27 protein-coding genes, 1 pseudogene and 1 riboswitch are annotated in these 26,431 nt (G+C 62.8%); of the genes and pseudogenes, 11 read left to right on the top strand and 17 right to left on the bottom strand.

Features of this window, described 5'->3' with window-relative positions; all coding sequences use genetic code 11:
* The first annotated feature begins 21 nt into the window (after positions 1–21).
* The 7 genes from cobD to QQJ84_RS00190 are packed head-to-tail and all read left to right on the top strand — an operon-like array spanning position 22 to position 6,341.
* The gene (gene cobD, locus QQJ84_RS00220) at positions 22–1,011 is read left to right on the top strand and encodes a threonine-phosphate decarboxylase CobD (RefSeq protein WP_284255866.1); all 990 of its coding nucleotides are present in this window, start codon (positions 22–24) and stop codon (positions 1,009–1,011) included.
* Positions 1,008–1,634 (top strand): cob(I)yrinic acid a,c-diamide adenosyltransferase, encoded by a 627-nt coding sequence (gene cobO, locus QQJ84_RS00215; protein ID WP_284255865.1) that lies wholly within the window; start codon positions 1,008–1,010, stop codon positions 1,632–1,634. Before cobD ends, cobO begins: the two co-directional genes overlap by 4 nt.
* The gene (gene cbiB, locus QQJ84_RS00210; protein ID WP_284255864.1) at positions 1,631–2,584 is read left to right on the top strand and encodes an adenosylcobinamide-phosphate synthase CbiB; all 954 of its coding nucleotides are present in this window, start codon (positions 1,631–1,633) and stop codon (positions 2,582–2,584) included. The genes cobO and cbiB overlap by 4 nt, the downstream gene beginning before the upstream one ends.
* Entirely contained in the window at positions 2,572–4,053 is a 1,482-nt protein-coding gene (locus tag QQJ84_RS00205) for a cobyric acid synthase (protein WP_284255863.1), read from the top strand. Before cbiB ends, QQJ84_RS00205 begins: the two co-directional genes overlap by 13 nt.
* Positions 4,050–5,081, top strand: coding sequence for a nicotinate-nucleotide--dimethylbenzimidazole phosphoribosyltransferase (cobT, locus tag QQJ84_RS00200; RefSeq protein WP_284255862.1), 1,032 nt, complete (start codon positions 4,050–4,052; stop codon positions 5,079–5,081). The genes QQJ84_RS00205 and cobT overlap by 4 nt, the downstream gene beginning before the upstream one ends.
* A gap of 1 nt (position 5,082) precedes the next feature.
* Positions 5,083–5,847 carry an adenosylcobinamide-GDP ribazoletransferase gene (gene cobS / locus QQJ84_RS00195; protein ID WP_284255861.1) on the top strand — a complete coding sequence of 255 codons (765 nt, stop codon included), beginning with the start codon at positions 5,083–5,085 and terminating at the stop codon, positions 5,845–5,847.
* Positions 5,844–6,341 carry a tyrosine phosphatase family protein gene (locus QQJ84_RS00190; protein ID WP_284255860.1) on the top strand — a complete coding sequence of 166 codons (498 nt, stop codon included), beginning with the start codon at positions 5,844–5,846 and terminating at the stop codon, positions 6,339–6,341. Before cobS ends, QQJ84_RS00190 begins: the two co-directional genes overlap by 4 nt.
* Before the next feature lie 3 nt (positions 6,342–6,344).
* On the opposite strand, the gene bluB is transcribed toward QQJ84_RS00190, so the two are convergent.
* Together bluB and QQJ84_RS00180 are read right to left on the bottom strand one after the other, a co-directional pair.
* Positions 6,345–6,986, bottom strand: coding sequence for a 5,6-dimethylbenzimidazole synthase (bluB, locus tag QQJ84_RS00185; RefSeq protein ID WP_348522649.1), 642 nt, complete (start codon positions 6,984–6,986; stop codon positions 6,345–6,347).
* Positions 6,987–6,991: 5 nt separating this feature from the next.
* Positions 6,992–8,314 carry a cobyrinate a,c-diamide synthase gene (locus QQJ84_RS00180; RefSeq protein WP_284255859.1) on the bottom strand — a complete coding sequence of 441 codons (1,323 nt, stop codon included), beginning with the start codon at positions 8,312–8,314 and terminating at the stop codon, positions 6,992–6,994.
* Between the two features lie 53 nt (positions 8,315–8,367).
* Between QQJ84_RS00180 and QQJ84_RS00175 the strand changes: the two genes are divergently transcribed.
* Positions 8,368–9,480, top strand: coding sequence for a cobalt-precorrin-5B (C(1))-methyltransferase (locus QQJ84_RS00175; protein WP_284255858.1), 1,113 nt, complete (start codon positions 8,368–8,370; stop codon positions 9,478–9,480).
* Here the strand turns inward: QQJ84_RS00175 and cobM are convergent.
* From cobM to cbiE, 3 genes are read right to left on the bottom strand one after another with little or no spacing between them, the layout of a single operon-like run.
* Positions 9,456–10,208 carry a precorrin-4 C(11)-methyltransferase gene (gene cobM, locus QQJ84_RS00170; protein ID WP_284255857.1) on the bottom strand — a complete coding sequence of 251 codons (753 nt, stop codon included), beginning with the start codon at positions 10,206–10,208 and terminating at the stop codon, positions 9,456–9,458. The genes QQJ84_RS00175 and cobM overlap by 25 nt on opposite strands.
* Positions 10,205–10,591: a cobalamin biosynthesis protein gene (locus QQJ84_RS00165; protein WP_284255855.1), complete on the bottom strand. Its 387-nt coding sequence runs from the start codon at positions 10,589–10,591 to the stop codon at positions 10,205–10,207. The genes cobM and QQJ84_RS00165 overlap by 4 nt, the downstream gene beginning before the upstream one ends.
* On the bottom strand, positions 10,570–11,820 hold the full coding sequence (gene cbiE, locus QQJ84_RS00160) for a precorrin-6y C5,15-methyltransferase (decarboxylating) subunit CbiE (protein ID WP_284255854.1): 1,251 nt from the start codon (positions 11,818–11,820) through the stop codon (positions 10,570–10,572). Before cbiE ends, QQJ84_RS00165 begins: the two co-directional genes overlap by 22 nt.
* Here cbiE and QQJ84_RS00155 point away from each other — a divergent pair.
* Entirely contained in the window at positions 11,814–12,605 is a 792-nt protein-coding gene (locus QQJ84_RS00155) for a cobalt-precorrin-6A reductase (protein ID WP_284255852.1), read from the top strand. The genes cbiE and QQJ84_RS00155 overlap by 7 nt on opposite strands.
* Here QQJ84_RS00155 and cobJ read toward each other — a convergent pair.
* Genes cobJ through QQJ84_RS00120 form a run of 7 tightly spaced genes read right to left on the bottom strand, consistent with a single transcriptional unit; the run spans position 12,572 to position 20,646 of the window.
* Positions 12,572–13,333: a precorrin-3B C(17)-methyltransferase gene (cobJ, locus tag QQJ84_RS00150; protein WP_284255851.1), complete on the bottom strand. Its 762-nt coding sequence runs from the start codon at positions 13,331–13,333 to the stop codon at positions 12,572–12,574. The genes QQJ84_RS00155 and cobJ overlap by 34 nt on opposite strands.
* On the bottom strand, positions 13,330–14,058 hold the full coding sequence (locus tag QQJ84_RS00145) for a precorrin-2 C(20)-methyltransferase (protein ID WP_284255850.1): 729 nt from the start codon (positions 14,056–14,058) through the stop codon (positions 13,330–13,332). The genes cobJ and QQJ84_RS00145 overlap by 4 nt, the downstream gene beginning before the upstream one ends.
* The gene (locus QQJ84_RS00140; RefSeq protein WP_284255849.1) at positions 14,058–14,690 is read right to left on the bottom strand and encodes a precorrin-8X methylmutase; all 633 of its coding nucleotides are present in this window, start codon (positions 14,688–14,690) and stop codon (positions 14,058–14,060) included. Before QQJ84_RS00140 ends, QQJ84_RS00145 begins: the two co-directional genes overlap by 1 nt.
* Positions 14,687–15,853, bottom strand: coding sequence for a precorrin-3B synthase (locus tag QQJ84_RS00135; RefSeq protein ID WP_284255846.1), 1,167 nt, complete (start codon positions 15,851–15,853; stop codon positions 14,687–14,689). Before QQJ84_RS00135 ends, QQJ84_RS00140 begins: the two co-directional genes overlap by 4 nt.
* Positions 15,850–19,218 carry a cobaltochelatase subunit CobN gene (gene cobN, locus QQJ84_RS00130; RefSeq protein ID WP_284255845.1) on the bottom strand — a complete coding sequence of 1,123 codons (3,369 nt, stop codon included), beginning with the start codon at positions 19,216–19,218 and terminating at the stop codon, positions 15,850–15,852. Before cobN ends, QQJ84_RS00135 begins: the two co-directional genes overlap by 4 nt.
* A gap of 7 nt (positions 19,219–19,225) precedes the next feature.
* Positions 19,226–20,266, bottom strand: coding sequence for a cobalamin biosynthesis protein CobW (gene cobW, locus QQJ84_RS00125; protein WP_284255844.1), 1,041 nt, complete (start codon positions 20,264–20,266; stop codon positions 19,226–19,228).
* Positions 20,263–20,646, bottom strand: coding sequence for a DUF1636 domain-containing protein (locus QQJ84_RS00120; RefSeq protein ID WP_284255843.1), 384 nt, complete (start codon positions 20,644–20,646; stop codon positions 20,263–20,265). The genes cobW and QQJ84_RS00120 overlap by 4 nt, the downstream gene beginning before the upstream one ends.
* Before the next feature lie 116 nt (positions 20,647–20,762).
* A riboswitch (cobalamin riboswitch) is annotated at positions 20,763–20,961 on the bottom strand.
* A gap of 444 nt (positions 20,962–21,405) precedes the next feature.
* Between QQJ84_RS00120 and QQJ84_RS19400 the strand changes: the two genes are divergently transcribed.
* A complete protein-coding gene (locus QQJ84_RS19400; RefSeq protein WP_408861596.1) occupies positions 21,406–21,636 on the top strand; it encodes a ribbon-helix-helix domain-containing protein in 231 nt (76 codons plus the stop codon).
* A gap of 259 nt (positions 21,637–21,895) precedes the next feature.
* On the opposite strand, the gene QQJ84_RS00115 is transcribed toward QQJ84_RS19400, so the two are convergent.
* The 5 genes from QQJ84_RS00115 to QQJ84_RS00095 all read right to left on the bottom strand — a co-directional run bounded on the left by QQJ84_RS00115 (position 21,896) and on the right by QQJ84_RS00095 (position 25,461).
* Positions 21,896–22,342 carry a group I truncated hemoglobin gene (locus QQJ84_RS00115; protein ID WP_284255842.1) on the bottom strand — a complete coding sequence of 149 codons (447 nt, stop codon included), beginning with the start codon at positions 22,340–22,342 and terminating at the stop codon, positions 21,896–21,898.
* Positions 22,343–22,370: 28 nt separating this feature from the next.
* Positions 22,371–23,456: a DUF3034 family protein gene (locus tag QQJ84_RS00110; RefSeq protein WP_284255841.1), complete on the bottom strand. Its 1,086-nt coding sequence runs from the start codon at positions 23,454–23,456 to the stop codon at positions 22,371–22,373.
* Positions 23,457–23,579: 123 nt separating this feature from the next.
* Positions 23,580–24,146, bottom strand: coding sequence for a fasciclin domain-containing protein (locus QQJ84_RS00105; protein WP_284255839.1), 567 nt, complete (start codon positions 24,144–24,146; stop codon positions 23,580–23,582).
* Positions 24,147–24,232: 86 nt separating this feature from the next.
* Positions 24,233–24,904, bottom strand: coding sequence for an anti-sigma factor (locus QQJ84_RS00100; protein ID WP_284255838.1), 672 nt, complete (start codon positions 24,902–24,904; stop codon positions 24,233–24,235).
* A complete protein-coding gene (locus QQJ84_RS00095) occupies positions 24,901–25,461 on the bottom strand; it encodes a sigma-70 family RNA polymerase sigma factor (RefSeq protein WP_284255837.1) in 561 nt (186 codons plus the stop codon). Before QQJ84_RS00095 ends, QQJ84_RS00100 begins: the two co-directional genes overlap by 4 nt.
* A 663-nt stretch (positions 25,462–26,124) precedes the next feature.
* Here QQJ84_RS00095 and QQJ84_RS00090 point away from each other — a divergent pair.
* Positions 26,125–26,301 (top strand): annotated as a pseudogene (locus QQJ84_RS00090) (transposase); the annotation flags it as partial.
* Positions 26,302–26,431: the final 130 nt, after the last annotated feature.

The raw sequence follows: 26,431 nt of genomic DNA, 5'->3' as shown, positions 1-26,431 counted from the left end.
CCTACGAACGGGTTCCAATCAATGAGTTCACCCGGCTATTTCCGCCATGGTGGCCGCATGGGTGAGGCTGCGGTCTTGTTCCCAAATGCGCCCTTGCCGTGGATCGACCTCTCCACGGGCATCAACCCGCATAGCTGGACTGGTCCGCGGGCGGATTTCTCCGCCCTTCAGCGCCTGCCGGATCCTGCCGAGACCACCGCATTGGAAGCCGCCGCGGCGGCGTCTTTTGGTGTCCACCCCGCCATGGTGGCCGCGATTCCGGGTGCGGAAGCCGGCCTGCGCCTCCTCCCCCGCCTTACCAGCGCTCCGGATGTTGGCATCCTCTCCCCCACCTATGGCGGCCATGCCGAGGCTTGGCACGCCGCCGGGCGTCTAGTCCACACCGCCGTCACGCTGCACGGCCGGCCCGAGACTTCGGCCCTCGTCATCGTGAACCCGAATAACCCGGACGGCCGGCAAATCCCGCCAGAAACCCTGGCCGGTCTGGTGAGTAAGCGCCGTCTGCTCATCGTGGACGAATCCTTTGGCGAGGTCACTCCGCAGCTAAGCGTCGCGTCTCGGGCGCATGATCGCCTGATCGTCCTGCGCTCTTTTGGTAAATTTTTTGGCCTGGCCGGCGTGCGGCTTGGCTTCATCGTTGCTGGCCCCAGGATCATCGCCGGCGTCCGCGCCGCTTTTGGTGACTGGCCCGTCTCCGCGGAAGCGCTCGCCGCCGGCACAGCAGCCTATGCCGATGCCGATTGGGCAGACGCCACCCGCACCCGGCTGCAACAGGATTCCGACCGGCTGGATACGATGCTCGTGAAGGCCGGGTTAGGGCTCCTTGGCGGCACCAGCCTGTTCCGCCTTGCCGCCTGCCCTCATGCCGCCAAATGGTTCGAGCATCTCGCACGCCACGGTCTGCTCATCCGCCCATTCGGCCAGCAACCGGACTGGCTGCGGTTCGGCCTGCCGGGCAGTGAGGCCGCATGGTCGCGCCTGCAAATTGCGCTGGAGCACGGGATCGCATGACCCAGAACACCGAGGACTCCGAAGCCGAACGCAACCGCCGCCATGCCGAGGAGCGCAAAGCGGTAAAAGCCGAGCGCGACGTGATGATGCAAAGCAAAACCCAAACAGGGGGCTTACTGCTCATTCACACCGGTGCGGGCAAAGGCAAATCCACCGCCGGCTTCGGCATGGCCGCCCGCGCGCTCGGTTGGGGCCAGCGAGTCGGCATTGTGCAATACATAAAAGGCAAATGGATCACCGGCGAGCGCCGGTTCTTCGCCCGCTTTCCAGACCAGGTGCGGATGGAGATCATGGGCGAAGGTTTCACCTGGGATACGCAGGACCGCGCCCGCGATGTTGCCGCCGCCCAGGCCGCCTGGGAAAAATCGCTGGAGATGATCGCCGATCCGGAACTCGATTTCGTGCTGCTGGACGAATTGAACGTGGCACTGCGCTACGACTATCTCGACCTCGATAAAATCGTGGCGGCGCTCAAGAACCGCCCGCGCGACAAGCACATCTGCATCACCGGCCGGGATGCGAAACCTGAGCTGATGGAACTCGCCGAACTGGTGACGGAAATGCGGATGGTCAAACATCCGTTCCAGCAAGGCATCAAAGCCCAGCGCGGAGTTGATTTTTGATTTTTGCACCCACCATTGCCCCCTGGCGGACACTGGCAGCACTCATGCTGGAAGCGGCTATCGGCTACCCAGAGGCGTTGCATCAGATCCTGCCGCATCCCATCACCCGGGCCGGGCGCGCCATTCATGCACTCGAACAACGCTGGAACCACCCGGACCAACCCGCCGCGCGCCGCCGTCTGCTCGGTATTGCTGTGCTGTTGCTTGTTGCCGGCGGTGCCGCACTCATCGGTTTTCTTATCGACCAAGGGGGACGCGACAACATCTGGGCGGCGTTGGCGACCCTCGTGCTCGCCACCACCGGCCTCGCCCAGCGCAGCCTCTACACGCATGTCGCTGCCGTGCGCGCTGCCCTGCAGGCGGGCAACCTCCCTGCCGCCCGCCTCGCCACCGGCCGCATTGTGGGGCGCGACACGGCTACGCTCGATATAAACGGCGTCGCGACAGCCGCGCTGGAGAGCCTAGCCGAGAGTTTCTGCGACGGCATCATCGCCCCCGCCTTCTGGTTCTTCCTCCTCGGCCTGGGCGGGCTGTTCGCCTATAAGGCCATCAACACGGCGGATAGCATGATCGGCCATCGTGAGCCCCGTTGGCGCGATTTTGGCTGGGCCGCCGCTCGCACGGATGATTTTGCCAACCTCATCCCTGCCCGACTCTCCGGCGCGCTGCTGGCGCTCGCGGCCGGTGGCGGTTGGCGCGTGATGCTGCGCGATGCCCGGCTCCACGATTCTCCCAATGCCGGCTGGCCGGAAGCCGCGATGGCGGGAGGGTTGAAAATCCGCTTGGGCGGCCCGGTGACCTATGACGGCGCACCGCACCCCCGTCCTTGGTTTGGCGATGGGGCTACGCCGGATACCGCCGATCTCACGCGCGGCCTGCGCGTCTATCTGGTCGCTTGTGGTTTATTCTGGATCTTGCTGGCTGCCGGAGGCTGCGCATGGCGGCATTAATGATCCAGGGCTGCGGCTCCGATGTCGGTAAATCTACTTTGGTCGCCGGACTATGCCGCCTATTCACGAATCACGGCCTCACCGTCCGCCCGTTTAAATCTCAGAACATGTCCAACAACGCCGCCGTGACCGCCGATGGCGGCGAGATCGGCCGCGCCCAGGCTCTGCAGGCACTGGCCTGCCGCACGCCTGCCAGCGTGCATATGAACCCTGTGCTGCTAAAACCTCAGAGCGAGAGCGGTGCCCAGTTAATCGTGCGCGGGCAGCTGGAAGGCAGCTGGAGAGCGGCCGAATACCAGCACCGTAAGGCGCAGTTGCTGGATATTTGCCTGGAGAGTTTCCATAAGCTCGAAGCCGAATGCGATCTGGTCTTGGTGGAAGGTGCTGGCAGTCCGGCCGAAATCAACCTACGGCGCGGCGATATCGCCAACATGGGTTTTGCCCGTGCGGCCAATGTGCCCGTGATTCTCACTGGCGATATCGACCGCGGCCACGTCATCGCCGCCCTCGTCGGCGCGCATACAGTGCTGGAGGATGCCGACCGCGCCATGATCAAGGGCTTCCTGATCAATAAATTCCGTGGCGATCCGGCCTTGTTCGCTGAAGGCCGGGCCGAGATTACACGGAGAACCGGCTGGCCCGATTTTGGCATGGCGCCCTTTCTGCCCGCAGCACGGCGACTGCCAGCGGAAGATGCCGCCGCACTCGACCGGCAGCTCACTGCCAAGAACGGGCGCATCAAAATCGCCGTCCCCCGGCTCTCGCGCATCGCCAATTTCGACGATTTCGACCCGCTGCAGCACGAGCCCTCGGTCAATCTCACCTTCATCCAACCCGGCGCCGCTCTACCCGGTGATGCCAACCTTATTTTACTTCCGGGCAGCAAATCCACGATCGCGGATCTGGCAATGCTGCGCCGGGAGGGCTGGGATATCGACATCGCCGCGCATATCCGCCGGGGCGGGCGCGTGCTGGGTCTGTGCGGCGGCTATCAAATGCTGGGGCGGCGCATCGCAGACCCCGATGGCCTTGAAGGCCCTCCTGGCGAGGCCGAAGGCCTCGGCTTGCTCGATGTTGAAACAATCCTTACCGGCGCCAAAATTCTTACAGCCACTACGGGCCATCTGGCCGGGGATCATGCACCATTCGAAGGCTATGAAATCCATATCGGCCGCACCGCCGGGCCGGATACGGCCCGCCCCTTTCTGCACACTAGCGCCGGGCCACAAGGGGCGATCTCCGCCAATGGCCGCATCGCCGGCTGCTATATTCACGGCCTCTTCCAACAGGGTACGGCCCGCGCCGCTATTTTGAACACGCTGGGCACGACCTCCACCGTTGCCGATCACGGCACGATTGTGGAGGCTGCACTGGATGAAATCGCCAGCCTTCTGGCCCAGCATTTTAACATCCCCGGCCTCGCCGGAATCGCCGGCCTGCCCAATTTCACGCTCCGGAGCCTTGCATGACCGCATTCCCCCTCCCCCCTATCGACCGCGCTTTAGAGTCAGCATTGCAGGCGAAACTGGACGGTCTTGCCAAACCGCCCGGCGCGCTGGGGCGCATGGAGGCGCTTGCAATGCAACTCGGCCTTATTCAGCAGCGGCTGGACCCGCAACTGGAGCGCGCCATTCTCTTCGTCTTCGCGGGCGATCACGGGCTGACCCAGGAAGGCGTCTCCAGCTATCCGGCGAGTGTGACCATCGCCATGGTGCAGACCTTCCTCGCCCAACGGGCCAGCGCCAACGCCTTTGCCCGCGCTGCCGATACCGAAATCCGCGTTGTGGATGCCGGTGTCGCGGCCGAACTCACGCCGCATCCGGCCTTGCTGGATGCAAAAATCGCGCTGGGCACGCGCAACGCCGCGCACGAACCCGCGATGACAACCGAGCAATGCGAAGCCGCCATCACGCGCGGCGCCGCCATCGCCCAAGCTGCCGCCGCGGAAGGATTCGATGTCATAGCGCTCGGTGAAATGGGCATCGGCAATACCGCCTCCGCCGCCCTCGTCATGCACCGGCTCGCTCCCGCACCGCTGAGCGACTGCGTTGGCATGGGCACGGGGCACGATGCGGCGGGTCTCGCCCGCAAACTTGCCACGCTGCAACGCGCCGCCGCTCGCAATGCCGCATCCGAACCGCTCGCCGTGCTAACCGAATTCGGCGGGTTTGAGATCGCCATGATGGCCGGTGCCGTTATCGGCGCCGCCCGCTCGAAAACTGCCGTGCTGGTCGATGGGTTCATTGCCAGCGCCGCCGCACTGGCCGCCATCCGCCTGGCGCCTACGGTGCTGCCTTATTGCATCTTCGCCCATTGTTCGGCCGAAGCCGGACACCGCCGCATGCTGGACTCGCTCGGCGCCTTGCCCTTGCTGGATCTAGGGTTGCGGCTAGGCGAAGGCACTGGCGGACTGCTCTGCGTGCCCATCTTACGCGCCGCCGCCCGCATCCTCACCGATATCGCCAGCCTGGACGATGTTATGCGCGGAAATCTCTAGCATGCGGCGGCAATTTTCGCTGCTGCTCTGCGCCGTGCAATTCCTGACGCGCCTGCCGGTGCCTGCATCTCCAGGTTTCCAGGCTGACTGGATCAACCGCAGCGCGCGCTACTTCCCGCTCGCCGGCCAACTCACCGGCCTGCTCTCAGCGGCCGTGCTTCTCTTCGCCGCGCAATTCTGGTCCACCTGGATCGCCGCCGCGCTGGGGCTGCTCACCGCCACGCTGATCACAGGTGCGCTGCATGAGGATGGGCTGGCCGACACCGCCGATGGTTTTTGCGGCGGCCACGACCCGGCGCATCGTTTGGCCATCATGAAGGACAGCCGCATCGGTGCCTATGGCGTGCTGGCGCTCGGCTTCTGTACCGTGCTGAAACTTGCCTCCCTGGCCGCTCTTAGCCCGTTTCTGGCTGCCTGCAGCCTGATCGCCGCGCATGGCGTGGCCCGCGCGGCAACTGTCATTGTGATGCATAGGTTGCCTTACGCGGGCGATCCGGCTTCCGCCAAGATCAGCATCGCAAATCTGCCTCCCACGCGAACGGAAATGTGGATTGCCTTGCTGCTCGCCTGCTGGCCTTTGTTTTTATTGCACTATATCGACATAATGTTGTCACTTGCCCTTTGCGCCATCCTCACTCTGGCGCTGGCGCGCGCCGCGAACCGGCTCATCGGCGGCCAGCGCGGGGATGTCCTCGGCGCGGTGGAACAACTCTGCGAAGCCGGTTTTCTACTGGGATGTGCAGCAAAATTTGGCGCCATCCATTGAAACTAATCGTCTGCCCACTCACCCAGCTCGAGCAGACGCTGGCCTCGACGCCCTCCCATGTGCTGAGCTTAATCTCCCCGGGCACTGAAGCGCCCGTTTGCCCCGGCGCTGCGGAACATCTCATCCTGCGCTTCAACGATATTAACGGCCCGGCAGAGGGTCTGACGCCAGCAATGCCCGCCGATATCGAAACCCTGATTACTTTCGCTCGAGACTGGCAAGGCCTCGCACCGATGCTGACGCATTGCTGGGCCGGCATCAGCCGCTCCACCGCCGCCGCCTATATCATCGCCTGCCTGCGCCATCCGCCCGGCCATGAGCCGTTTTTCGCAAAACAGCTCCGCCATGCCGCACCGGAGGCGACCCCTAACCCCAGGATGGTCGCACTCGCCGATACCATCCTTGGCCGCGAGGGGCGCATGATCTCGGCGATTGCCGCCATCGGCCGGGGGCGCGAGGCCGGCCAGGGCGTGTCCTTCAGCCTGGAAATCTGAGCGTTAGCGCTCGATCAGCACGTCCTCCAGTTTCTGCCGCTGTTCCCACCCCAACCGCTCCAGCTCAGGGTCGAGATGCGCCTCAACGGGCCGGCCTAGACAAAGATATGCGACCAGCCGCCAGCCCTCTGGCACGCTGAGCGTCACCGCAATGGCCTGCGGGTCCAAAATGGAAACCCAGCCCATGCCAATGCCGCGCGCGCGCGCCGCCAGCCAAAGAGTATGCACGGCTGTGACCACGGAATATTCCGCCGCCTCGGGCATTGTCCTTCGGCCCAACCCGCGCCCTGTCGTGCACTCGGGATCGCAAAACACAGCAAGCTGCACGGGCGCATCATCCAGCCCGGATAATTTCAGCTTGGCATACAGCGCCGCATCCTCACCGGCATAACCGTCCAGTGCCTCAGCATTGCAGCGTTCAAAATTCTCCCGCGCCGCGGCGCGCGCCGCGGCACTTCGCACCCGCACGAACCGCCAGGGCTGACTCAGCCCCACGGAAGGAGCGAACTGCGCCACCCGCAGCAACTCCAGCACTTCATCCTCGGCGATTTCATCACGCAGAAACCGCCGGACATCCCGGCGCCAGCGTAAAAGCTCAACCAAAGCGGGGAAGAATTCGGGCGTAGTAAAGCCTGGTTCCATCATATCCCTCAAAAAATCCCGCCACCGGCGGCGATGGCGTGAAAGAACGCGCCGCTCACCTGCCCGCGCACGCCGCCGGTGGCGCCGAGCACTTGGCCCGTGCCGTCGCGTAATTGCGCCAACGGTGCATCCGTTCCCGGCGCCACCATGGCGGCATAGTGAAATTCATGCCCCCTCAAGCGCGTACCTTCTGGCCCCAGCGCAGAATCCGCCAGCGTCTCCGCCTGCCGGTAGCCTAGATTCATCCGCCGCGTGGCAAAGCTCGTCTCATGGCTGAGCAAGCCTGCCATCGCGTGCCACACCCCATCAGCGCTCTGCAAACTCGTACCCAGCGCCATATATCCCCCGCATTCGCCATGCACCGGCCGAGTCTGCGCAAACGCGGCCAACCCGGCTTTGAATTTTTGCGCCGCAGCCAACTGCCCTGCATGCAGTTCAGGATATCCCCCGGGTAACCAGCAACTATCGCAATCTTCTGGGGGTGGTTCATCGGCCAGCGGCGAAAAAAATACGATCTCGCTGCCCGCCCGCCACCACCCCTCCAGCACATGCGCATAAATAAAACTGAACGCCGCATCCCGTGCCATAGCCACACGTTGTCCGGGCGGCCTCAGCAGCGCATCGCCCGCGCCACCTGATGGCAAAGGCGTGGCCAAGGCAAATATCCCCGGTACGTCCAGTGCGTTTTCCGCCAGATCCGCGAGCCGCTCCAGATGCGCTGGCAAATCCGGATGCTCCAATGCCTGCACCAGCCCCAGATGCCGCTCCGGCAGCACGATCGCCACATCACGCGGGATGGCGCCCAAAATGGGAATCCCGACGCGCAACATGGCATCCGCCACTCCTTGCCGGTGACGCTCACTTGCCACGCGGTTCAGCACCACCCCAGCGATGTGCACCCCCGGCGCATGACCCGCAAACCCCCGCGCGACCGCCGCCGCACTTTGCGAATGACCCGAAACGTCGAGGATGAGCACCACCGGCAGCCCCAAACCCGCCGCCAAATCCGCACCCGCGCCGCTGCGCCCCTCCGGCCCGGCCACGCCATCGAACAACCCCATTGAGGATTCGATGACCAGACATTCGGCCGATTCCACCGCATATCCCGCCACAGTGAATAGCTGCGTCCGGTCCATCGCCCAGCTATCCAGATTAAAGCTGGGCACGCCCGTCGCCGCCGCATGAAATGCCGGGTCGATATAATCCGGCCCTGATTTCGCGGCCCGCACACGAAGCCTGCGCCGCCGCGCCGCTGCCAATAGTGACAAAGTCAGCGTGGTCTTGCCGCTGCCCGAGCGCGGCGCGCCGATGATAAATCCGCGCGTAGTCACCGCCTGCCTCCGTGGCGGTGACAGCTAGCGCCGCCTTGCGTATACCAGTCCATATGAAGCCCGAACCCTTGCTGCGCCGCGGCTGGACTACCGGCGCATGCGCGACGGCGGCGGCCAAAGCGGCCTATGCGGCGCTCCTCACCGGCCACTTCCCCGACCCTGTCGAGATCACGCTGCCCGGCGGCCAGAATGCGGCTTTCACGCTGGCAGAATCGGCCTTGTCGGAGGCCGCCGCTATGGCGGCGGTTGTGAAAGATGCTGGCGATGACCCGGATGTTACCCATGGCGCGCTGCTGCGCGTCACGCTGCGCATCGGCCCGCCGGGGAGCGGTGTGACCTTCCACGCCGGCGAGGGTGTCGGCACCGTCACCCGCCCAGGCCTGGCGATCCCGCCTGGCGAGCCGGCTATCAACCCTGTCCCGCGCCAGATGATCCGCACCGCCATCGCTGAACTGGCCGCCCAGCACTGCGCCCCCGGTGATGCCATTGTGGAAATTTCCATCCCCGGCGGTGGGGCTCTGGCCACACGCACGCTGAATGGCCGCCTCGGCATTACCGGCGGTCTCTCCATCCTCGGCACCACGGGCATCGTGATCCCCTTTTCCTGCTCGGCCTGGATACATTCCATCCATCGCGGCATCGACGTCGCCCGCGCCGGCGGTATCACCCATGTTGCGGGCAGCACCGGCAACGTTTCTGAAACAGCCGTCCGTGCTTTGCACCACCTGCCCGAAGCGGCACTGCTCGAAATGGGGGATTTCGTTGGCGGTATGCTGAAATATCTCAAATCCCACCCAGTCCCGCGCGTGACCATCGCTGGCGGCGTCGCGAAAATGACCAAGCTGGCACAAGGCCGGCTGGATTTGCACTCCAAGCGTGGCGAGGTGGATTTTCCTGGCCTTGCTGCGGCTGCCCAAACGGCGGGTTGCGCTCCGGAAATCATTGAACCCATCCGCCACGCCAATACGGCCGCGCAGGTCTTTGAGCTGGCCTCCGCGCACGGTACTGCACTGGGCGATGCCATCGCCGCGCAAGCCTGGAGAGTCGCCGCCGCAGTGCTGGAAGACAGTGCAACCGAACTTGAAATCCTGCTGTTCGATCGCACCGGCACTTTGCAGGGCCGCGCCGGTTTCGCACCGGTTCATATGCGAAAGCGCCTCGTGTAATTAGGATCGTACAGGGCGCTTTCACGGGAATCCTCAGGCGAAAGTGCCCGGCCCACCAAAATCAACGCCGTGCGTTCAATTCCAGACCCAGCGGTCTTCTCGCAGATATTGCCCAGCGTTCCTTGTACAATCTGCTCATCCGGCCAGCTCACCCGCACCATCACCGCCACCGGACAATCCGCCCCATAAAACGGCACCAATGCAGCCACGATCTCCGCCAGCCGATGGATTGCCAGATGGATCGCCAGCGTCGCCCCGGTTGCCGCGAACGCCGCCAGCGTCTCGCGGGGCGGCATGGCGGAGGCACGGCCGGAAAGCCGGGTCAGCACCACACTTTGTGCCACCTCAGGTACTGTTAGTTCCCGCCCGAGCCTGGCGGCGGCCGCGGCAAATGCCGGCACGCCAGGTGTTAACGTATAGGCGATGCCCAGGCGCTGCAGCCGGCGCACCTGCTCGGCCACCGCGCTATAGATCGACAAATCCCCCGAATGCAGCCGCGCCACATCCTGCCCCTCTGCCTCGGCCCGGACATATTCCGCCTCGATCTGGTCGAGATCCAACGACGCTGTATCGACCAACCTGGCGCCGGGTGGGCAATGCGCCAGCAATTCCGGCGGGACGATAGAACCGGCAAACAGGCAGACCTCGCAGCTTTGCAGCAAATCCCGGCCGCGCAGGGTGATGAGGTCCACCGCCCCGGGGCCAGCGCCAATGAAATGCACGGTCACGGCAAATTCCCCGCCAGCGCGCAGGTGGCACGGCCTTGGGCCAAACGCGCCACCAGTAAACGGCTTTTGGCACCTGCCGCCGCCAGTGCACAGGCTTCCGCGACGCTCGCCAATCCCACCGCTGCCCCGGCCAGATCGGAATGCGTCGCGCAATGCGGCTGCGCCGCCTCCAGCGCCACGCGGCCGAGCAAGATCAACGGTAATCTCAAAGCCGCCGCGGCAGCGCGCAACGGCGCGCAATCCTTGAAATCCGGCGCCGCCAGAACCTCAGCATTTTGTCCAGCCCGCCGTTCCGTTAATCGTACCAACACCTCGATCTCCTCAGCCAAAGCCCCGCTCGAAAACCCCACCCCGGCGGCGATCATGGTTTCACCGCCGCCCATTGCGTCACCGTCATCCCCGGTCTGAACCCGTGCAGCGAGCCGATATTGTCCAGCCGCTCAACCGAGAGACGTGTCAGCATCCCGCCAAATTTCTCGCGCGCGGCGAACAGCGCCGCCTCCGTCTCGATCACCACGCCATTCGCCACTATCCGTCCACCCGGCCGCAGCGCTTGCCAAGCTGCCTCAATCACCCCAGGCAGATGCGCGCCGCCGCCCAAAAACACCGCATCCGGCACCGGCAAGCCCGCCAGCGCACCAGGTGCCCGGCCTTGCACCACCCGCAACCCCGGCACACCGAAGGTGAGCGCGTTGCGCGCGATCCGCGCCGCCCGCACGGGGTTGGATTCCACCCCGTAAGCGATATTCTCCGGATGCCGCAGCATCCATTCCACCGCCACGGAACCGGCGCCGCAGCCTACATCCCACAGCATCTCCCCTGCACAGGGCGCCAGCGCTGACAGCGTCACCGCGCGAATCTCCCGCTTGGTGATCTGGCCATCGTGCTCGAACATCTCATCAGGCAGCCCAGTGCTGAGCGGAATCACCTGCGCGCCAGCACGCGCCACCACCTCGATCGCCAGCACGTTCAATGGATCGCAATCGGCAAGCTCGAAGCCTTCCGCCATGGCCTGTCGTATCCGCTCGCGTGGCCCGCCCAGCGCTTCCATCACATGCAGGCGGGAGGCACCAAAACCCCGCTCGCATAAAAACCGCGCGACGGTAGCCGGTGTGCTGGCATCGGCCGAAAGCGCGATGATATTGCGGCCTGGTTGCAGCAAAGGAGCGAGCGGCGCCAATGGCCGGCCGCAAAAGGAGATGCTGGCGGTGCGCCGCATCGGCCAGCCAAGGCGCGATAATGCCAAAGAAAATGCCGACGATACGGGGATCGACAAAAGCTCATCCACCGGCACCGCCGCCGTGAGCATGCTCCCGACCCCGTCACAAAACGGATCGCCCGAGGCCAGCACCACCACGGCAAGCGGGCGGCGTGCCAAAATTGCTGCCACCCCGCCTGCCATCGGGCTCGGCCAAACCATCCGCTCTCCACGGATTAACGATTCTGCCAGCGCCAAATGCCGTGTCCCGCCGACAACCAGAGATGCCTGCCCCAGCAACAACCGCGCCGCCGGACTCAACCCGGCGACGCCCTCTTCCCCGATGCCCAAAATAGTTAACCACCGCAAAGCTGGCGGCGCGCCCGCCACCCCGGTATTGCTGAAGGATGCCACAGCTAAAACTCCTCATCCTGGGCGGCACCGGAGAAGCCTCCGCACTCGCGGCACTGCTGGCGGGCAACCCCGATTTCAGTCCCACCCTCTCGCTTGCCGGCCGGACGGCCGCCCCACGCCTGCCGGAAATCCCCTGGCGCAGTGGCGGCTTTGGCGGCATTCCCGGGCTCACTCGCTACCTGCTGGCTCACGGCATCCAGGCGCTCATCGTCGCCACCCATCCCTTCGCCGTGCAAATGCGCGCCAATGCCGCCGCCGCCGCGCGGGCAACGAAGATCCCCGTCCTGATGATCGAGCGACCGGCCTGGCAGGCTGAAACCGGCGATCATTGGGTGCCAGTGCCCGGCATGGCCGAGGCCGCCGCCGCACTGGGCAAAACCCCGCGCCGGGTGCTGCTGACCATCGGCCGCAAAGACCTCGCCCCGTTCGTAGCCGCCGCTTGGCACGATTACACCATTCGCAGCGTGGATGCCCCTTCGTCCGACGACTTGCCACCGCGCGCGAACATCATCACGGCGCGTGGCCCGTTCACAGAAGCTGCCGACCGGCAAATGCTCATCGAGCACCGTATCGATATCATCGTCACCAAAAATTCCGGCGGCGAGGCCACAAGCTCCAAACTGCTCGCCGCCCGGGCGCTCAACCTGCCGATCATCATGGTCGCACGGCCAGCCTGGCCGGACATCACCGGGCTCAACGCGGCAACCACCGAAGATGCGCCAGGCGCGCTCGCCTGGCTCCAGGCCGTCCGTCACGCGGCATCTCCGGCAAAGCGCGGCGTATAAACCCAAGGGGGGCGCCCCGGCCGTTCGATGCGCCGCGTTGCCGCCGTGCCGACCATGACCAGCGTGCGCATATCCGCCCGCAACGAATCCGCCGCCGCCAGAGTCACGATCTCAATCTGCTCATCCACCCGGCTGACGGCAGTGGCGAACACTACCGGCGTCTCCGGCGGCAGCACCTCCCGCAACAGCTCGAATGCCGCGTTCAACTGCCAGGGCCGGGCGCGCGAATGCGGGTTGTAGAGCGCCATCGCAAATCCGGCCTCAGCCGCCGCACGTAGACGCCGCAGCACCAATGCCCAGGGCTTCAGATTATCCGAAAGCGAAATCGCGCAGAAATCATGTCCCAGAAACGCGCCCACTTGCGCCGCCGCCGCGAACATCGCCGAGACTCCGGCCACCACCTCAACCTCTAGTTCCCGCCAAGCGGGCTCGCCCTTATCGATCGCTTCAAACACCGCGCTCGCCATGCCGAACACCCCCGCATCGCCGGCGGAAAGCACCGCCACCACACGCCCCGCCGCCGCCATTTCCAACGCATGGCGCGCGCGGTCCAATTCCTTGCGATTATCTGAAACATGCCGGATCTGCCCAGGTTTTTGCGGTGCACGATCGACATAAGGCCCATAACCGACCAGATCACTCGCCAATGTCAGCGCGACAGCAGCCTGCGGTGTCAGCATGGCCGCATCCCCCGGTCCCAGGCCGATGATGAATAATTTGCCGATCATCGCGCGTACCGCCTCCCGGGCACCAGCACCATCGAGAAATAGGGGGCTGGACCATCCTTGCGCTCGGCGAGTTTTACAATGTGTTCCCCCTCCATCGTTCCTCTCTCGACATAAACAGCGCGCTCGAACAACCCAGCCGCGCGCAATACACGACAGATTTTTGGCAAATTACGGCCGACTTTTATTAACACCGCGGCATCGCAAAGTTTTAGGCACGCTAAAAGACTTTCTTCATCGAGTGTCCCCGGCAACACGCTCAGCACATCATCGCCATGCGTCATCGGCAAATTGGCTCGGCTCCAGCATCCACTCATGCCGGGCACCCCCGGTACAATCTCGGCGTGGCATTCAGTCCTCAAACGATCAAAAAGATACATGGCGGAACCGTAAAGAAACGGATCGCCCTCGCATAGCAACGTAACGTCTCGTCCAGTCTGCAGCGGTACGCGCAGCCGCTCCGCGCAAACCTCGTAGAATTCGTTCATCCCGGCGAGGTAGCGCGGGTCTTCCACTGCGACCTCGGTGGTGAACGGGTATTCCAGACGCAACTCCTCCACGTCATGGCGCATCTGCCCATCAACCATACTCCGCGCATGCCCCTTGCGCCCTTGTTTGGCGAAAAAGGCCACCACCGGGGCGGCGGCAATCATCCGCGCCGCCTTCACCGTCATTAAATCCGGATCGCCCGGGCCAAGACCCAGAACAAATAGCCGCCCCTGCAACATCACTCCGCCTCGCTGGCCAGCGCATTCACCGCTGCCGCCGCCATGGCGCTGCCGCCGCGCCGCCCTTGCACAATCACGAACGGCACGCGCCCATCAGCAGCAAGTGCGGCCTTGGATTCTGCCGCCCCCACAAACCCCACGGGGATTCCAATAATCGCCGCCGGCAGTGGGGCGCCGGCATCCAGCAATTCCAGTAAATGGAACAGGGCCGTCGGCGCATTGCCGATGGCAACCACCGCGCCAGCCATGCGCTCACCCCATAAATCCAATGCCGCCGCCGAGCGCGTATTACCGATGCGCGTCGCGAGCCCAGGGGTTTCTGGCGAGCGCAAGGTGCAGATCACCATATTGCCCGCCGGTAGCCGGGTCCGGGTAATGCCATGCGCCACCATTTCAGAATCACACAACACCGGCCTACCCGCTAACAAAGCCGCCCGGGCCGCGCTCACGAATCCACCACCAAACCGCACATCGCCGGGCAAATCAACCATGCCGCAGGCATGAATCATCCGCACCACCACGCGGGCTTCCTCCGCCGTGAAAGCAGCCAGATCGGCTTCCCGCCTGATGGTGGCAAAAGACTCCGCGTAGATCGCCGCACCATCACGGATATAGTCTCTCGGTTTACTCATCGGCACAGGCGTTTCTCTCTCATCCATTCCACGGCTTCATCTAAAGACAGACCGTGCGCAACCGGCGTATCGTGGGCGCGCCCATTTTGCACAACATCATAATTTTGTATCCTCGCGACCAACGTGACTGCCGCACCACCCGGCGCTGCGCAACCTTTTGCACAGCCGGAGACATGCAGAACCCCTGGCCCTGCCCAATGCGCCGCAAGCCCCGCCCCCACGGCGCGCGTATCGGAGAAAGCCTGCGGGCATGCTGGCAGCCCGGCACAGGCGGCAATCCGCAGCCGTATATCGCCGGGCTCAGTGATGTACCCAAGCGCCCGCGCCGCTGCCCGGATACCTCTCACACCATCGCCGGTTCCCACCACCACGAGGCTTCGCGCCCGCGTCGTCCGTAAGCAGCCTTTGCCGAACCGTTCCGCAAGCCCAGCCGCGCCGCGCAGCATCACCGCATCCTGGATGCCAAAGGCCAAGCCCAACCCGAATGCGCCGCGCATTGGGCCGATCGGCGGCGGCGTATCGCTTGGCGGTAAAACCACCATGCTTAACCCGGCCGCGGCAAACAGCGCCCCCGTGCCGCGTGCCGCCACCAGGGCCGCCATGCGCGCCATACTTGCGTCCGCCAATCCCAAGAAGGCATGGGTCAGCGCCTTCACCGCCGCCACGGGATCGGGTGTTGCCGCCGCATATCCCCCGGGGAGCGCCACCATCATCTGCTCCTGAACCTGAAGCACGCTGATATCTGCCGCGGCCTCGTCCACTGCAAAGCCAAACTTCCCCGGCAAGGCATGCAGCCCGTCATCGCTTTCAAGCCATGCCTCAAGCTGCCGCGCCACTGTCATCGCCGCCGGACCGGCGAAAGGCGACACCAGAATATTACGCCGCCGTTCCACAGCCGGATCGGCGCTGGCCAACCCTGCCGACAGCACCGCGCCAGAAAAAGCCGCCAATGTCTTGTCCGACAATCCGCGCAGCTGAAAGTTTCCCCGGTTGGTTAGCTCGATCTGCCCAGAGCCGTAAGCTGCCGCCGCATCCGCCAACTCACGTAACTGCGTCGCTTTTACCCCCTCCACTCGCGGTTTTACCCGGACCAGAAGACCATCTCTGGCCGCCATCGGCTCAAACAGGCTGGGGCACCAGCCACGCGTTATCGCCGCACTCATGGCGCCGCCAAGCGCTCAGCCACGCTGTTGCGCCGGCTGCGCCATAAATCCCGTCGCACAGCACTACGAAACCGCTCCAGCATCGTCGCATGCGCCGCCGGATTGGCCTGGCGTAGAAACGTATCCACGGCTGCATTCCCCAATGTCGCCTCGAAAATCAGATCGAATTGCGCATCGAACCGCGCCGGTACGCTCGCCGCAAAAGCAAACAGCCCATCGAGTGCGCGGCTGATCTCGCCTGCACCGCGATAATCATGGCGGATCATGCCCGCGATCCAATCCGGATTGGCCGCGCGGCCCCGCACGGCACGGACGATCTCTTCATGCAGTGCCCGCACGCGTGGCGCATCCGGCCGGGCGTTATCAACATGGTAGAGAGCGGGCGTGGCCCCCAATGCATTCGCCGCCGCCGCGAACCCTCCCTCAAAGGCCGCGAAATCCAACCCGTCCAGCAGATCGATCTCGGCATGATCTTGCTGATGCACAAACGCATCCGCCCCGGCCACCCGGGCGGCAAAACCCGGGGCATCGGCCGCACCTTCAAGCCCTTGCCCGTAAGCAAAGGCGGAAGCCGCGAGATAAGCCTCGCCCAACGCCGCGCGATCCACAAAAATTCCGGCATTCGCCAGCCCCGCCCCGCCTGCACCATAAGCCCCAGGCGCGGCGCCAAAAATCCGCGTAGTGGCACGGCGGAAATCCTCACCTTGCAACCCCCGCGCCGCCTGCGCCAACAGGTTCCACGCCGCCGACTCATCACGCACGGCAATGCTCTGCACCGCCATGTCGAACATCAGCATCTGCGTCTCGAAAGCATCGCGGAACAGACCTGAAATCCGTAACGTCACATCTACCCGTGGCCGGTCCAGCACCGCCAGCGGCAAAATTTCTACCCCGCTGATCCGATTGGAGCCTTCATCCCATAACGGTTCCGCGCCCATGAGCACAAAGGCAAGCGCCAGATCCTCACCGCCCGTGCGCAATGCGGCACTCCCCCAGAGGTCGATCACCAGGCTACGCGGCCAATCGCCGTGCTCCTGCAAGTGGCGGCGCAGGATCGCCTCAGCGGATTTGCGGGCAAGCACCATGGCGCCGCGCGTCGGTGTCGCGCGGGGGTCCAGGCTGAACAGATTGCGCCCCGTCGGCAACACATCCGCCCGTCCCCGGCTCGGTGCGCCCGCCGGCCCCGGAGCCACGAACCGTCCACTCAACGCGGCCAGCAACCCTGCCGCCTCACTGGCTGCCGAGACATCAAGGGCAGAAGCCAGTTTCGTTGGGTCCACGCCGGGCGATGCGGCCGTGATGGCGGCCAGTAGGGCTGCTCGCCGTTCCGGCGCGGGGGATTGGCCAAAAACGTGCAGCCCATCGCGGATCTGCATCTCCTTCACGTCGCATAAATACGCATCCAGCCGCGCCAGCGCATCATCCGCCGGCATGCCCCGCGCGCAGCCGCTTTCTTCCAGCAAGCCCGCGGCCTCGGCACGGCTCAGTATTTCACCGCGCAACATCTCTGTCCGCCGCCGGTCCAGCCCATCCGCCGCCGCATAATCGTCGATCAGCCCCTCCAACGCCGCCGCCTCGCCATGCACACCGGCAGATTTCAGCGGCGGGGTCAGATGCCCCAGCACCACCGCGCCCAGCCGCCGCCGCGCCACCGCTGCCTCGCCGGGATTGTTCACGATGAACGGGTAAATCACCGGCAGGCCCCGGCACAGCGCCACCGGATAACAATGTTCCGGGTCCGGTGCCAGCGCCTTGCCCGGCAGCCATTCCAGCGTGCCATGCGCGCCCAGATGCGCCAGGACATGAATGTTTTCAGCCTGGCGCAACCAGAGATAAAACGCGACATAGCTATGGCGCGGTGGCAGGTCTGGGTCGTGATAGCTCAACTTGCGATCCTGCACCGCCCCCCGATCCGGCTGCACCGAAACGATGAACTTGCCCACCCGCAGATGCGGCTGTACGAACCAGCCATCCCGCACATTCGGGTCCTCATCCGGCTCACCCCAGGCCGCCCGAACGCGTGATTGTATGGCGGACGGGAGTTCGGCAAACAGTATTTTATACGCCGGCAGGGCGAGAAACGGGACCGGCGCGATGTCACGCAAGCCAGTGGCAATGCCGACCGCAGGCACATCGTACCCATTGGCGCTGAGTAATTCCGCCATCGCGTCCAGGCTGGCTAAACCATCCAGCCCGACAGCATGGCCAATTTGCCCCTGCGCCCCCGCCGCACCCGGATAATCCGAGAGCACCACCGCAACGCGCCGCTCCCCGGCCGCCGCCTGCGCCAAGCGCACCCACCCCGCCGCCCGGTCCGCCACCAGCGCAATCTGCGCCGCCACAGGTTTGTGGAGCGTCTGCACAAACTCCAAGCCCTCGACCCGCGCCCCCGGCGTCTTGAACGAAATCGCGCTGGTTGAAAGCCGGCCATCGTATTCCGGGAGTACAATCTGCATCGCCATATCCGCGGGCGAGAGCCCACGCGCCGAATTGCGCCAGTCTTCCTCCGCCGAGCCCGCCAAAATCACCTGCAGCACTGGGCAGCCGGCGGCATCCAGCGGCGAGCCATCGCCCGCCGCGCCGCGCGCGGAAAATGCCGTTGCGTTCAGCACCACCCCCGGCCGCCAGCCGCCTAAAGTCGTGGCAACAAACGCCCCTGCCTCAGGGGACTTAAGGCTGTCAACATAAACCGCCCGGCAGCGCATGCCGCGCTCCACCAGCGCTTCAGCCAGCGCCTCCGTGGGCGCGATATCGCTCGAGAGCAGATGCGAACGGTAGAACACGATTGCCGCCAGCGGCGCATTCGGCGCGCCCGCCATGAGCTGCCGGTATTCGCCGAATCGTGGCACCGGCGCCGGCCGGTCTGCGGGCGGCACACACAGCCCCGCGAGCGATGCGGCGAGGCGCAGGCCATTTGCCCAGTTTCCTGGCCCGCTTTCCCGAAAATATTGGTCGAACGCGGCCCGTGCCGCCGGCGTTACGGTTGAGAACTCCTGTAACCTTCCATCATCCAGGCCATCACCTGCGATGATGGCAAGCGGCTTGCCCCGCGCCCGGCACAGCGCGAGCAGCTCCTCGCAGCCATAACGCCAGTAATCCACCCCGCCCAGCAACCTGACGACGACACATTTGGCGCGGCTCAACACCTGCTCGACGTATAAATCAACCGAGAGCGGATGACGCAGCTGGCCAAGATTCGCCAGACGCAGTCCCGGTCTGTCCGTCAAACGGCCCCAGGCCATCGCCGCTGCCTCCAGATCAGCGTCGGAAAAAGACAGAAACACCAAATCAGCCGGGCTCTGCCGAAGGTCGACTGCTGCCGCGGCCTCGTCCAGATTACGCTGCTCACGGAACAGGATGTGCATCGCGTTGCTATCCCGCTATCATGGCTTCTATCCCGGCGCGGTCCATCCCACTCCGGCCGATCACAACAAGATGCCCGTCACGTACCTCATCTAGCGCCCAGGCACGGGTAAAATTTTGCCGGAAACGCGACCCCACACCCTGAATCTCCAACCGCAACGGCTTGGCACGCACGGCAAGGAAGCCCTTCACCCGCAGCACGTCATGCGCCGCCACTGCCGCCGCAAGGCGCGTCAGTAATCCTTCCGGCGCATTCAGTTCGGGCACCCGCACGACAAAACTTTCGAAATCATCATGCTCATGCTCGCCATCCTCGGCGTCGTGATGCGAAGGCCGCGCCGCCAGATCATCCTCCGCCGCCACCGCGAGGCCGAGCAACACGTCCAGATCGAGCTTGCCATCCGTGGCCGTCACCAGCTTTACGGCGCGCGGCAGGCTGTCCTGGATCATCCCGGTCACCCGTTTCAGCGTCTCGGCATCCATCAAATCCGTTTTATTCAGCACGACCAAATCCGCCGCCCTGATCTGGTCCTCATAAACTTCGGCCAGCGGGTTATCATGGTCCAAAGAAGAGTCCGCCGCGCGCTGGCGGGCCACATCCTCAGGATCATCCGCAAACCGGCCCGCCGCCACTGCGGGACCGTCGACCACCGCGATCACGCCGTCCACCGTCAGGCGCGAGCGGATGCTGGGCCAGCCGAATGCCTTGATCAGCGGCTTGGGCAATGCCAGCCCGGAGGTCTCAATCAAAATATACTCCGGCGGATTCGGGCGATCCATCAGCGCTTCAATCGTCGGCACGAAATCATCCGCAACAGTGCAGCACAGGCAACCATTTGCCAGTTCCACGATATCCGTCTCCGGGCAATTCTCCAGGCCGCAATTCTGTAATATCTCCCCGTCCACGCCGCGCGAACCGAACTCGTTGACGATCACCGCAAGGCGCCGTCCGCCGGCGTTTTCCAGTATATGCCTCACCAGCGTGGTCTTTCCCGCACCGAGAAAGCCAGTGATGATCGTGGTCGGGATTTTTGCCGCTTGCAAATTCATAAAACATCCTTTGAAGATACTGGTGCCAGCCCATAAGCTGGAAATCGGCTGAGAATAGCATTCGCGAGCGAGGGGGCTCGGCGCGAGGGCATCACCGCCCCGGTCGCAGACGCCCGATAACTACGCGCGTAATCAAGAATATCCGAGGCATGCGCCGTCGTCAGCCCGCCAAGCAAATAGCCAAAATGCTTACCTTGCATGAAAATCGCTGCCGTGCAGCCATGCTCACAGGCCGCCAAGCAGGAAACCGGACGCAATTGCGTAGGCCCCAGTGTCTCATCCCATAATGCGTCGAGCGCCTCATACAAACGCTGCCCTGGGCGCGGTTCTAATTGCGTGCCTGCTTTACAGGTTACGCAAATATGCAGCACGGCTAACATCGACTCCGTCACCACTCCCCCGATGCACGCATCAACGTGCTAGGCCGGGGCGCGGACCTACCGAAACAAAAACACCGGAAGCCGGCGCAAGAAACTCGCCCGGGCGCCCCGCCTGGCCAGCATTACTCTTGATGGCAGGTCTCCTGGCTCACGGATCGAACGCACCCGTCAGCCTTCCCGGAACGGCTCCAGTGGCTGATAGACGGGCGCTTTCCGCTTACAGTTGCGGGGGCAGCTGCGGCATAAAGCTGTAAGGCTCGCACCGCATTCCCTATTCACCTTCACGAAAGAAGGACCATCAACCCTAACGTAGTCCAGGCATTCTGGCATTGTCAATGAAACCGAGTTTTTAGGGCAGGGCAATCGGGTGAAGAAGTGCATGACAACTGCCTGAATATGTGAATCGACGAAATCCGTTCGTTTTGCCGATTCGGCAGGTGGCTTCTGTCAGTTTTCGCCACGATAATTTGTGCCGTCCAATTTATGTCGCGCGAAGAGAGCCCTCCAGCGGCGGTAAGCGGGCCCTCCACTGGTTGTTTTAGGAATTATTTCCTTCACCCGATTCCCCTGGTTTTTAGGGCGCGCCAATTACTCATAGTCCCGCGCGCTGAATAAAGCTCGGGTGCCACTGTGCTCGGGCGCATCAAAACGTGGCTCTTCGCCATGCTCTCCCTTCGGGCTGAGCGTGGCTCCCCTTATGAGCGCACAGCGCCCCAGCCTCACCGAGACCATGCGCCAAGCCGTGCAGGTTGATCCGCTATCTACGGCAGCACCGATTCCAGCCCCCTAGCAATTCCGGCAGCAGCACCACATCCGCCTAAATTAGACGTTATAACACGAGCGGCAGGGTTCTATGCCGCGACGCGGGCAGGAAAAAAGAAGGTCACAGCCGCACTAGACCCAACCACACACAAGCAGCTCAAGAGCCTGGCCGTGGACAAGGAGGTGACGACTGAGGCGTTGCTGGCTGAGGCGATTTCAGACCTTTAATAAAGCACGGCATCAATCGCAGCATCTGAGGGCAGGGCGCGTAGCCGCCACTGTGCTCGTCTTCATCGCCTTGTACTCGCCAACGGACAGGTTCTGTGCCCTCCATTAGGAACCAACCGTGTCCATTGCGATGGTGACTGACAACCCGATCGCAAAACCCATTCCATATACATTAAATTTTATATACTTTTTAGAAAAATCTCTGCTTTTTTACTTTTTGACCGCCTCTTTTTTTAGAAGGGCGCTGTCAAAGTTGATATTATTTCGTGACGATGTCGTGTTTCATTGGGGCAAGCTTGCTCAGCAGGTCGTTCTGCGCAGCAAGTGGAATGTCATGCTGGTTCATGGATTTTTGCAGATCCTCGGCAAGTGCGTTAAATGCAGCCTCGGTCACGCCGAGATTTTTGTGGATTGTCTTCATGTTTTCGTCAAATTTGCATGGTCCACCTTCAAGCATACAAACCTGATTAGTCAGTGACGCGTTCAGAACAGCAATGTTTGCATTTGTGAAATAGGCTTTGATGCGGTCATCAGCGAGCACGTAGCCTAGAAAATCTGTGATCACCACGTGGATGCCGGCACGATCACCGAACTCATGATAATAGGTGGCATCCGCGCGCGCCGAAACCGGGGCGAACCACGCTGCGCCCAGGCTGGATATGGCGATTACGGTTTTCGAAAATGCCTTTATTTTACGAAATGACATTTATACGGCTCCTGACATTCTGAATTGGTTAAAAGCTGGCGGTACCGGAAAGATAAACGCCGTTTTGATTCTTCTCGCTCGCGATGGTACCGAGATCGGCATAAGCCAGCGTGACAGAGAGATACTTGACTGGGAAATAAGCAATATAGACGTCTTTCCAGTCACTGGTCTTGCTCAGCGCGTTTCCGAGCGGTCCATAGCCAGGAACGTTGCCAGGTGCCACCACTTGGTAATGCGGCATAAAGCGGTATTCGCCACCAATGACGAGATTGTTATTGATCCAATAACCAACTGCGAATTCAGGCTCCACGTGATAGCCGTTTTTCGGCCCGTTAGGTCCGACGCCACCGAAGCCGAGCAAGCCGTTCTGGATTGCGTTAGTGACATCAAGCGTGCCTGTTACCATGGTATAATGCCCAAACAGACCGTGCAGCCAGACTTTGGTGGCAGCTAGATAATATTCGTTGCCGGTGGGGCGCGTGCCGATGGCGCGCACGAAGCTCGTATTCTCGTTGCGGTGATATTCATACCCCATGGAGATTTCAGGGATCAACGTGTCCTGATCATAGACGGCATTGCCGTATAGCCTGACTTTGATGCCGATAATGTCCTGGTTGATATTGGCGTTGTTCAGTTGCAGCGCATGCGGCAGGGCACTGTCCGGTGTGCTGGCAGGCAGGCCGAGCGCGCCGATGATTTTGCCATCGAGCGTCCCGCCGGTGCCGCCCAGCGCAAAATCCTGATGCGCGAATGACACCTCGACGCGGTTGGACAATGCAAACAACCCACCATAAGTGGAGAGCTGATAATTTCTCAAAAATACATGGGTGTAGAAGGCCGTGCCGCCAACCTGATCCTGGGTGGTATATCCACCTATCAATGCCCATGGAACAATCCCGCCGCCCGCCGCACCGCCGATCGCAGTGACAGCGCCGGTGGTAACCAAACCACCCATGTCGAACATATGGGCCTGGAGATTTGGCGCGGGCTCAGGCGCCACTATTTGCGCAAAGGCGCAGGGCGCGATCGCGCTGGCAGCGAGAATGAGTGAAGCCGAGAGAAACGGCCGGGATGCCAGGGGAGACGGAACCAGACCGTCTTTTGGTTTTTTCATAAAGCCTCCTGTTTAATGGATATTTTTAAATTCGTTGGACCGCCAGAGTAGAATCCCCGCGCCCGGAAACCCAGGCCGATCCGGCTGCGGCCCTTGCGTGGATCGCCACCGGACCCTGCCGCCCTAGGGCATCAACACGGAATCAATAACGAAGATCTCGCCATTGGACTGACGCACATCTCCAATGGTGACATCGGCCATGCCGCCTTTAGCATCGGTGATCATGATCTTGCCGCTGGACATCGTCAGGGTGATCGGCTCGCCCTCAACGGTGGTTAGCGTGGCCTTGCCCCCGCCGCCGCTGATCATGTTCAAAAGATCAGTGGTGGTATAGTTCCCGGCGACTACGTGATAGGTGAGAATTTTTGTCAGCTCAGCCTTGTTTTCCGGTTTGACTAATGTGCCCACTGTGCCGGGGGGCAATTTCGCGAATGCCTCATTCGTCGGCGCGAACACTGTGAACGGGCCCGGGCTCTCCAGCGTCGAGACCAGGCCAGCGGCCTTCACCGCCGCGACGAGGATTGTGTGGTCTTTTGAGTTCACCGCATTCTGTACGATGTTCTTCGCAGGAGACATGGCCGCGCCACCGACCATCGGGTCGGCGCTGGAGGACATCATGGATTGGGCGAACCCGGCGACCGGAAAAATGGCACAGAACGAGGCCGCAGCAAGGAATTTTTTATATGACATGTGATGAGCTCCGGTTTGGACCCGCGCTTTATGCGAAGGTTGCAGGAGCTACGTCGCGGCTGGCCTTTCGGATGCAGGTAACGACATCACAATAAAGTGATCGCGCCCTCGGCGATGATCGGACCGGTCGGCGTGGGTCCAGGCGCACCACCTGGGGGCTCCAGGGAGACGGCGAGCGACAGACCAGAGGCCGAGGTTTTTGGCAGCGCCATATTTAAACTTTGGCCAGATTGAAACACGCCTATAGCCTGCGGCGCATGGTGCGGAGCCAGAAGCCATAGCTCCGCCACGCGGCCGGCGGGCAGAGTGATGTTCCGCGGAACGATGATCATCGCGGTCTTTGTCTGCTCGACGATGAAGGTGCCGCCATCGCGATTGCGCAGTGCCGCGATCTGCCTCCCAGCCTCCGGCGGCGTGTGCAGGAAAAAGAACAGCGCCAGCAACGCAAGAGCTACCCCGACGGTCGCGCCGCCAATGCGGAACCTCTGGGCGAGGCCCGCAAACAAGCGTTGAACCACTCCCGGTGCTCTGGCCGTTGCCGGGCGCGTCGCCACGGCGATACGGTCCCAAAGCAGCGGCGGCGGTACGAAGTCGGGGGTGGTCTCGATCAGCGGCATCAGCCGGTTTTCCCAGCTTTGAACCAAGGCGGCAAACCCCGCATCGGCGCGCATTAGGGCTTCGGCCTCGTTCAGTGCCGCACCCTCCAGAAGGCCCAGCACATATTCGCCGGCCAAAGCGTTGAAATCATCCTCTGTCATGAATCCAGGCACGTTCTCAGCCGCAGCAGGCCACGGCGCACCAGGCTTTTCATGGTGGCCAGTGGCATGTCGGCGCGGGTTGCGAGCATCTGATAGGTCAGGCCGCCAAAAAATGCCTGTTTGATCGCGGTTGCGGCGCGCTCATCGAGCCCGGAGAGGCAGTCACTCAGCCGAGTGGCCCGCTCGGCAGTTTCCATGGAATAATCAGCGAGCGGGCGTGTATCGGCGATTTGAGCAGCCTCATCCAATGAGACGGCGCCCTGGGAGCGGGCGCGCAGCCGGTCCAACGCGCGGTTACGCGCGATGGCCGCCAACCAAGTGATGGCGCTTACCCCGCGCGCAGGGTCAAACTGCCCCGCTCTGTTCCAGACGATCAAAAAAACCTCCTGCAGAACATCCTCTGCGGCCGCCCTATCAGACAAGATACGTTTGCAAATGCCAAAAAGCTTCGCGCTGGTTCGTTTATACAGGTATTCCAGCGCAGCATGGTCGGCCAAGGCGACACGGGCGAGGCAGGCACCCAGTTCAGCCCGCGCAATGGCGGCGGCATCATCCATCAGAGCGCTTCCACGTCTCTTGGGCCCGCTTCTCCTCCCTCTGGCGTGCAGATATTCCAACCGCGCCCGATAACCCGCTCATGCCTGACAGAACCCCCCGCGACCACCACTGTACCCATGTAGTCAAAAAATGCTGCCATTAAACCCTGCTTCTTTCGACCTCATCGAGAGTGATATCGTCGTGCCGACGATCATAGAGTTGCGTCGTCCGAGTCGACGCATGGTTGGCTATGGCGGCGGCGTTTTCCAGCGTGCCGCCGTTTTTTAGATAGGGCGGTGATCCCGGGCGCCCTAAAACTGTGGTTGCCTACCTTCGTCTCAATCCCAGCCGCCGTGGCGCCGGCCGATCATCGCATAGGCATTGGCTTGAGGCAGGGGGGCGTGTGAGTTTGCCGGTTCCCGGGCCGATGGTTCTGAACAACGGCCTCTTGGCAGCGTCGGCCAAACTCACCCCGTCAATATATGGGTGTAGGTAGGTCTCCAGATTATGGTGGCAAGGCATTTCACGCTGTTTGCCACCCTTTTCGCGCAACCGCACACATAACAGCCGCTGCTGCGTAAAAACATCCTCGACCTTTATCCCCAGCGCCACACCAATCCGTGCGAAGGAATAAACCTTGCCTATCCGTTCGACACCCATACCCACCAGATTTAGTGTTGGCCATGGATATCTCGGCCCGTGAAGACCTGTTTTTCTCCCGGTCTCTGCCGGAATTCCAGCGTATTTTCCGCGATGACGCGGCGTGTGCCGCTTATCTCGAAAAGGCCCGCTGGAGTGGTGGCTTTGCCTGCCCATGGTGCGGTGTTGGCGGCAACCCAAGCAAAGGGAACCCCGGTATCAATCGCCCGGTCGATGAACGCATGGCCTTTGTGCGAGACATACGCGGCAAACACGCCAATCTGGCAGACCGTATGTTCGTTGTCCGGGAGGTGGCTCGTCCGCATATGCGACGAGCGAGGGTTGCGCCGG

Origin of the sequence: Acidocella aquatica, from assembly GCF_030160635.1 — a bacterium.
Lineage (GTDB): Bacteria > Pseudomonadota > Alphaproteobacteria > Acetobacterales > Acetobacteraceae > Acidocella > Acidocella aquatica.
Note: the sequence above shows the minus strand (reverse complement) of the source record. Positions and strands in the feature narration are given on the sequence as shown.

What these genes read in the sequence shown, in the direction of transcription:
- QQJ84_RS00205 (WP_284255863.1), top strand. Translation starts at nt 2,572, where the DNA reads ATGGCGGCATTAATGATCCAGGGCTGCGGCTCCGATGTCGGTAAATCT.
- QQJ84_RS00155 (WP_284255852.1), top strand. Translation starts at nt 11,814, where the DNA reads ATGCCACAGCTAAAACTCCTCATCCTGGGCGGCACCGGAGAAGCCTCC.
- QQJ84_RS00100 (WP_284255838.1), bottom strand. Translation starts at nt 24,904, where the DNA reads ATGACAGAGGATGATTTCAACGCTTTGGCCGGCGAATATGTGCTGGGC.
- cobJ (WP_284255851.1), bottom strand. Translation starts at nt 13,333, where the DNA reads ATGATCGGCAAATTATTCATCATCGGCCTGGGACCGGGGGATGCGGCC.
- cobD (WP_284255866.1), top strand. Translation starts at nt 22, where the DNA reads ATGAGTTCACCCGGCTATTTCCGCCATGGTGGCCGCATGGGTGAGGCT.
- QQJ84_RS00140 (WP_284255849.1), bottom strand. Translation starts at nt 14,690, where the DNA reads ATGAGTAAACCGAGAGACTATATCCGTGATGGTGCGGCGATCTACGCG.
- bluB (WP_348522649.1), bottom strand. Translation starts at nt 6,986, where the DNA reads ATGATGGAACCAGGCTTTACTACGCCCGAATTCTTCCCCGCTTTGGTT.
- QQJ84_RS00115 (WP_284255842.1), bottom strand. Translation starts at nt 22,342, where the DNA reads ATGTCATTTCGTAAAATAAAGGCATTTTCGAAAACCGTAATCGCCATA.
- cobW (WP_284255844.1), bottom strand. Translation starts at nt 20,266, where the DNA reads ATGAATTTGCAAGCGGCAAAAATCCCGACCACGATCATCACTGGCTTT.
- cobO (WP_284255865.1), top strand. Translation starts at nt 1,008, where the DNA reads ATGACCCAGAACACCGAGGACTCCGAAGCCGAACGCAACCGCCGCCAT.
- QQJ84_RS00120 (WP_284255843.1), bottom strand. Translation starts at nt 20,646, where the DNA reads ATGTTAGCCGTGCTGCATATTTGCGTAACCTGTAAAGCAGGCACGCAA.
- QQJ84_RS00095 (WP_284255837.1), bottom strand. Translation starts at nt 25,461, where the DNA reads ATGGATGATGCCGCCGCCATTGCGCGGGCTGAACTGGGTGCCTGCCTC.
- cobN (WP_284255845.1), bottom strand. Translation starts at nt 19,218, where the DNA reads ATGCACATCCTGTTCCGTGAGCAGCGTAATCTGGACGAGGCCGCGGCA.
- QQJ84_RS00145 (WP_284255850.1), bottom strand. Translation starts at nt 14,058, where the DNA reads ATGTTGCAGGGGCGGCTATTTGTTCTGGGTCTTGGCCCGGGCGATCCG.
- QQJ84_RS00110 (WP_284255841.1), bottom strand. Translation starts at nt 23,456, where the DNA reads ATGAAAAAACCAAAAGACGGTCTGGTTCCGTCTCCCCTGGCATCCCGG.
- cobS (WP_284255861.1), top strand. Translation starts at nt 5,083, where the DNA reads ATGCGGCGGCAATTTTCGCTGCTGCTCTGCGCCGTGCAATTCCTGACG.
- QQJ84_RS00175 (WP_284255858.1), top strand. Translation starts at nt 8,368, where the DNA reads ATGAAGCCCGAACCCTTGCTGCGCCGCGGCTGGACTACCGGCGCATGC.
- QQJ84_RS00135 (WP_284255846.1), bottom strand. Translation starts at nt 15,853, where the DNA reads ATGAGTGCGGCGATAACGCGTGGCTGGTGCCCCAGCCTGTTTGAGCCG.
- QQJ84_RS00165 (WP_284255855.1), bottom strand. Translation starts at nt 10,591, where the DNA reads ATGGGCGGCGGTGAAACCATGATCGCCGCCGGGGTGGGGTTTTCGAGC.
- QQJ84_RS00105 (WP_284255839.1), bottom strand. Translation starts at nt 24,146, where the DNA reads ATGTCATATAAAAAATTCCTTGCTGCGGCCTCGTTCTGTGCCATTTTT.
- cobT (WP_284255862.1), top strand. Translation starts at nt 4,050, where the DNA reads ATGACCGCATTCCCCCTCCCCCCTATCGACCGCGCTTTAGAGTCAGCA.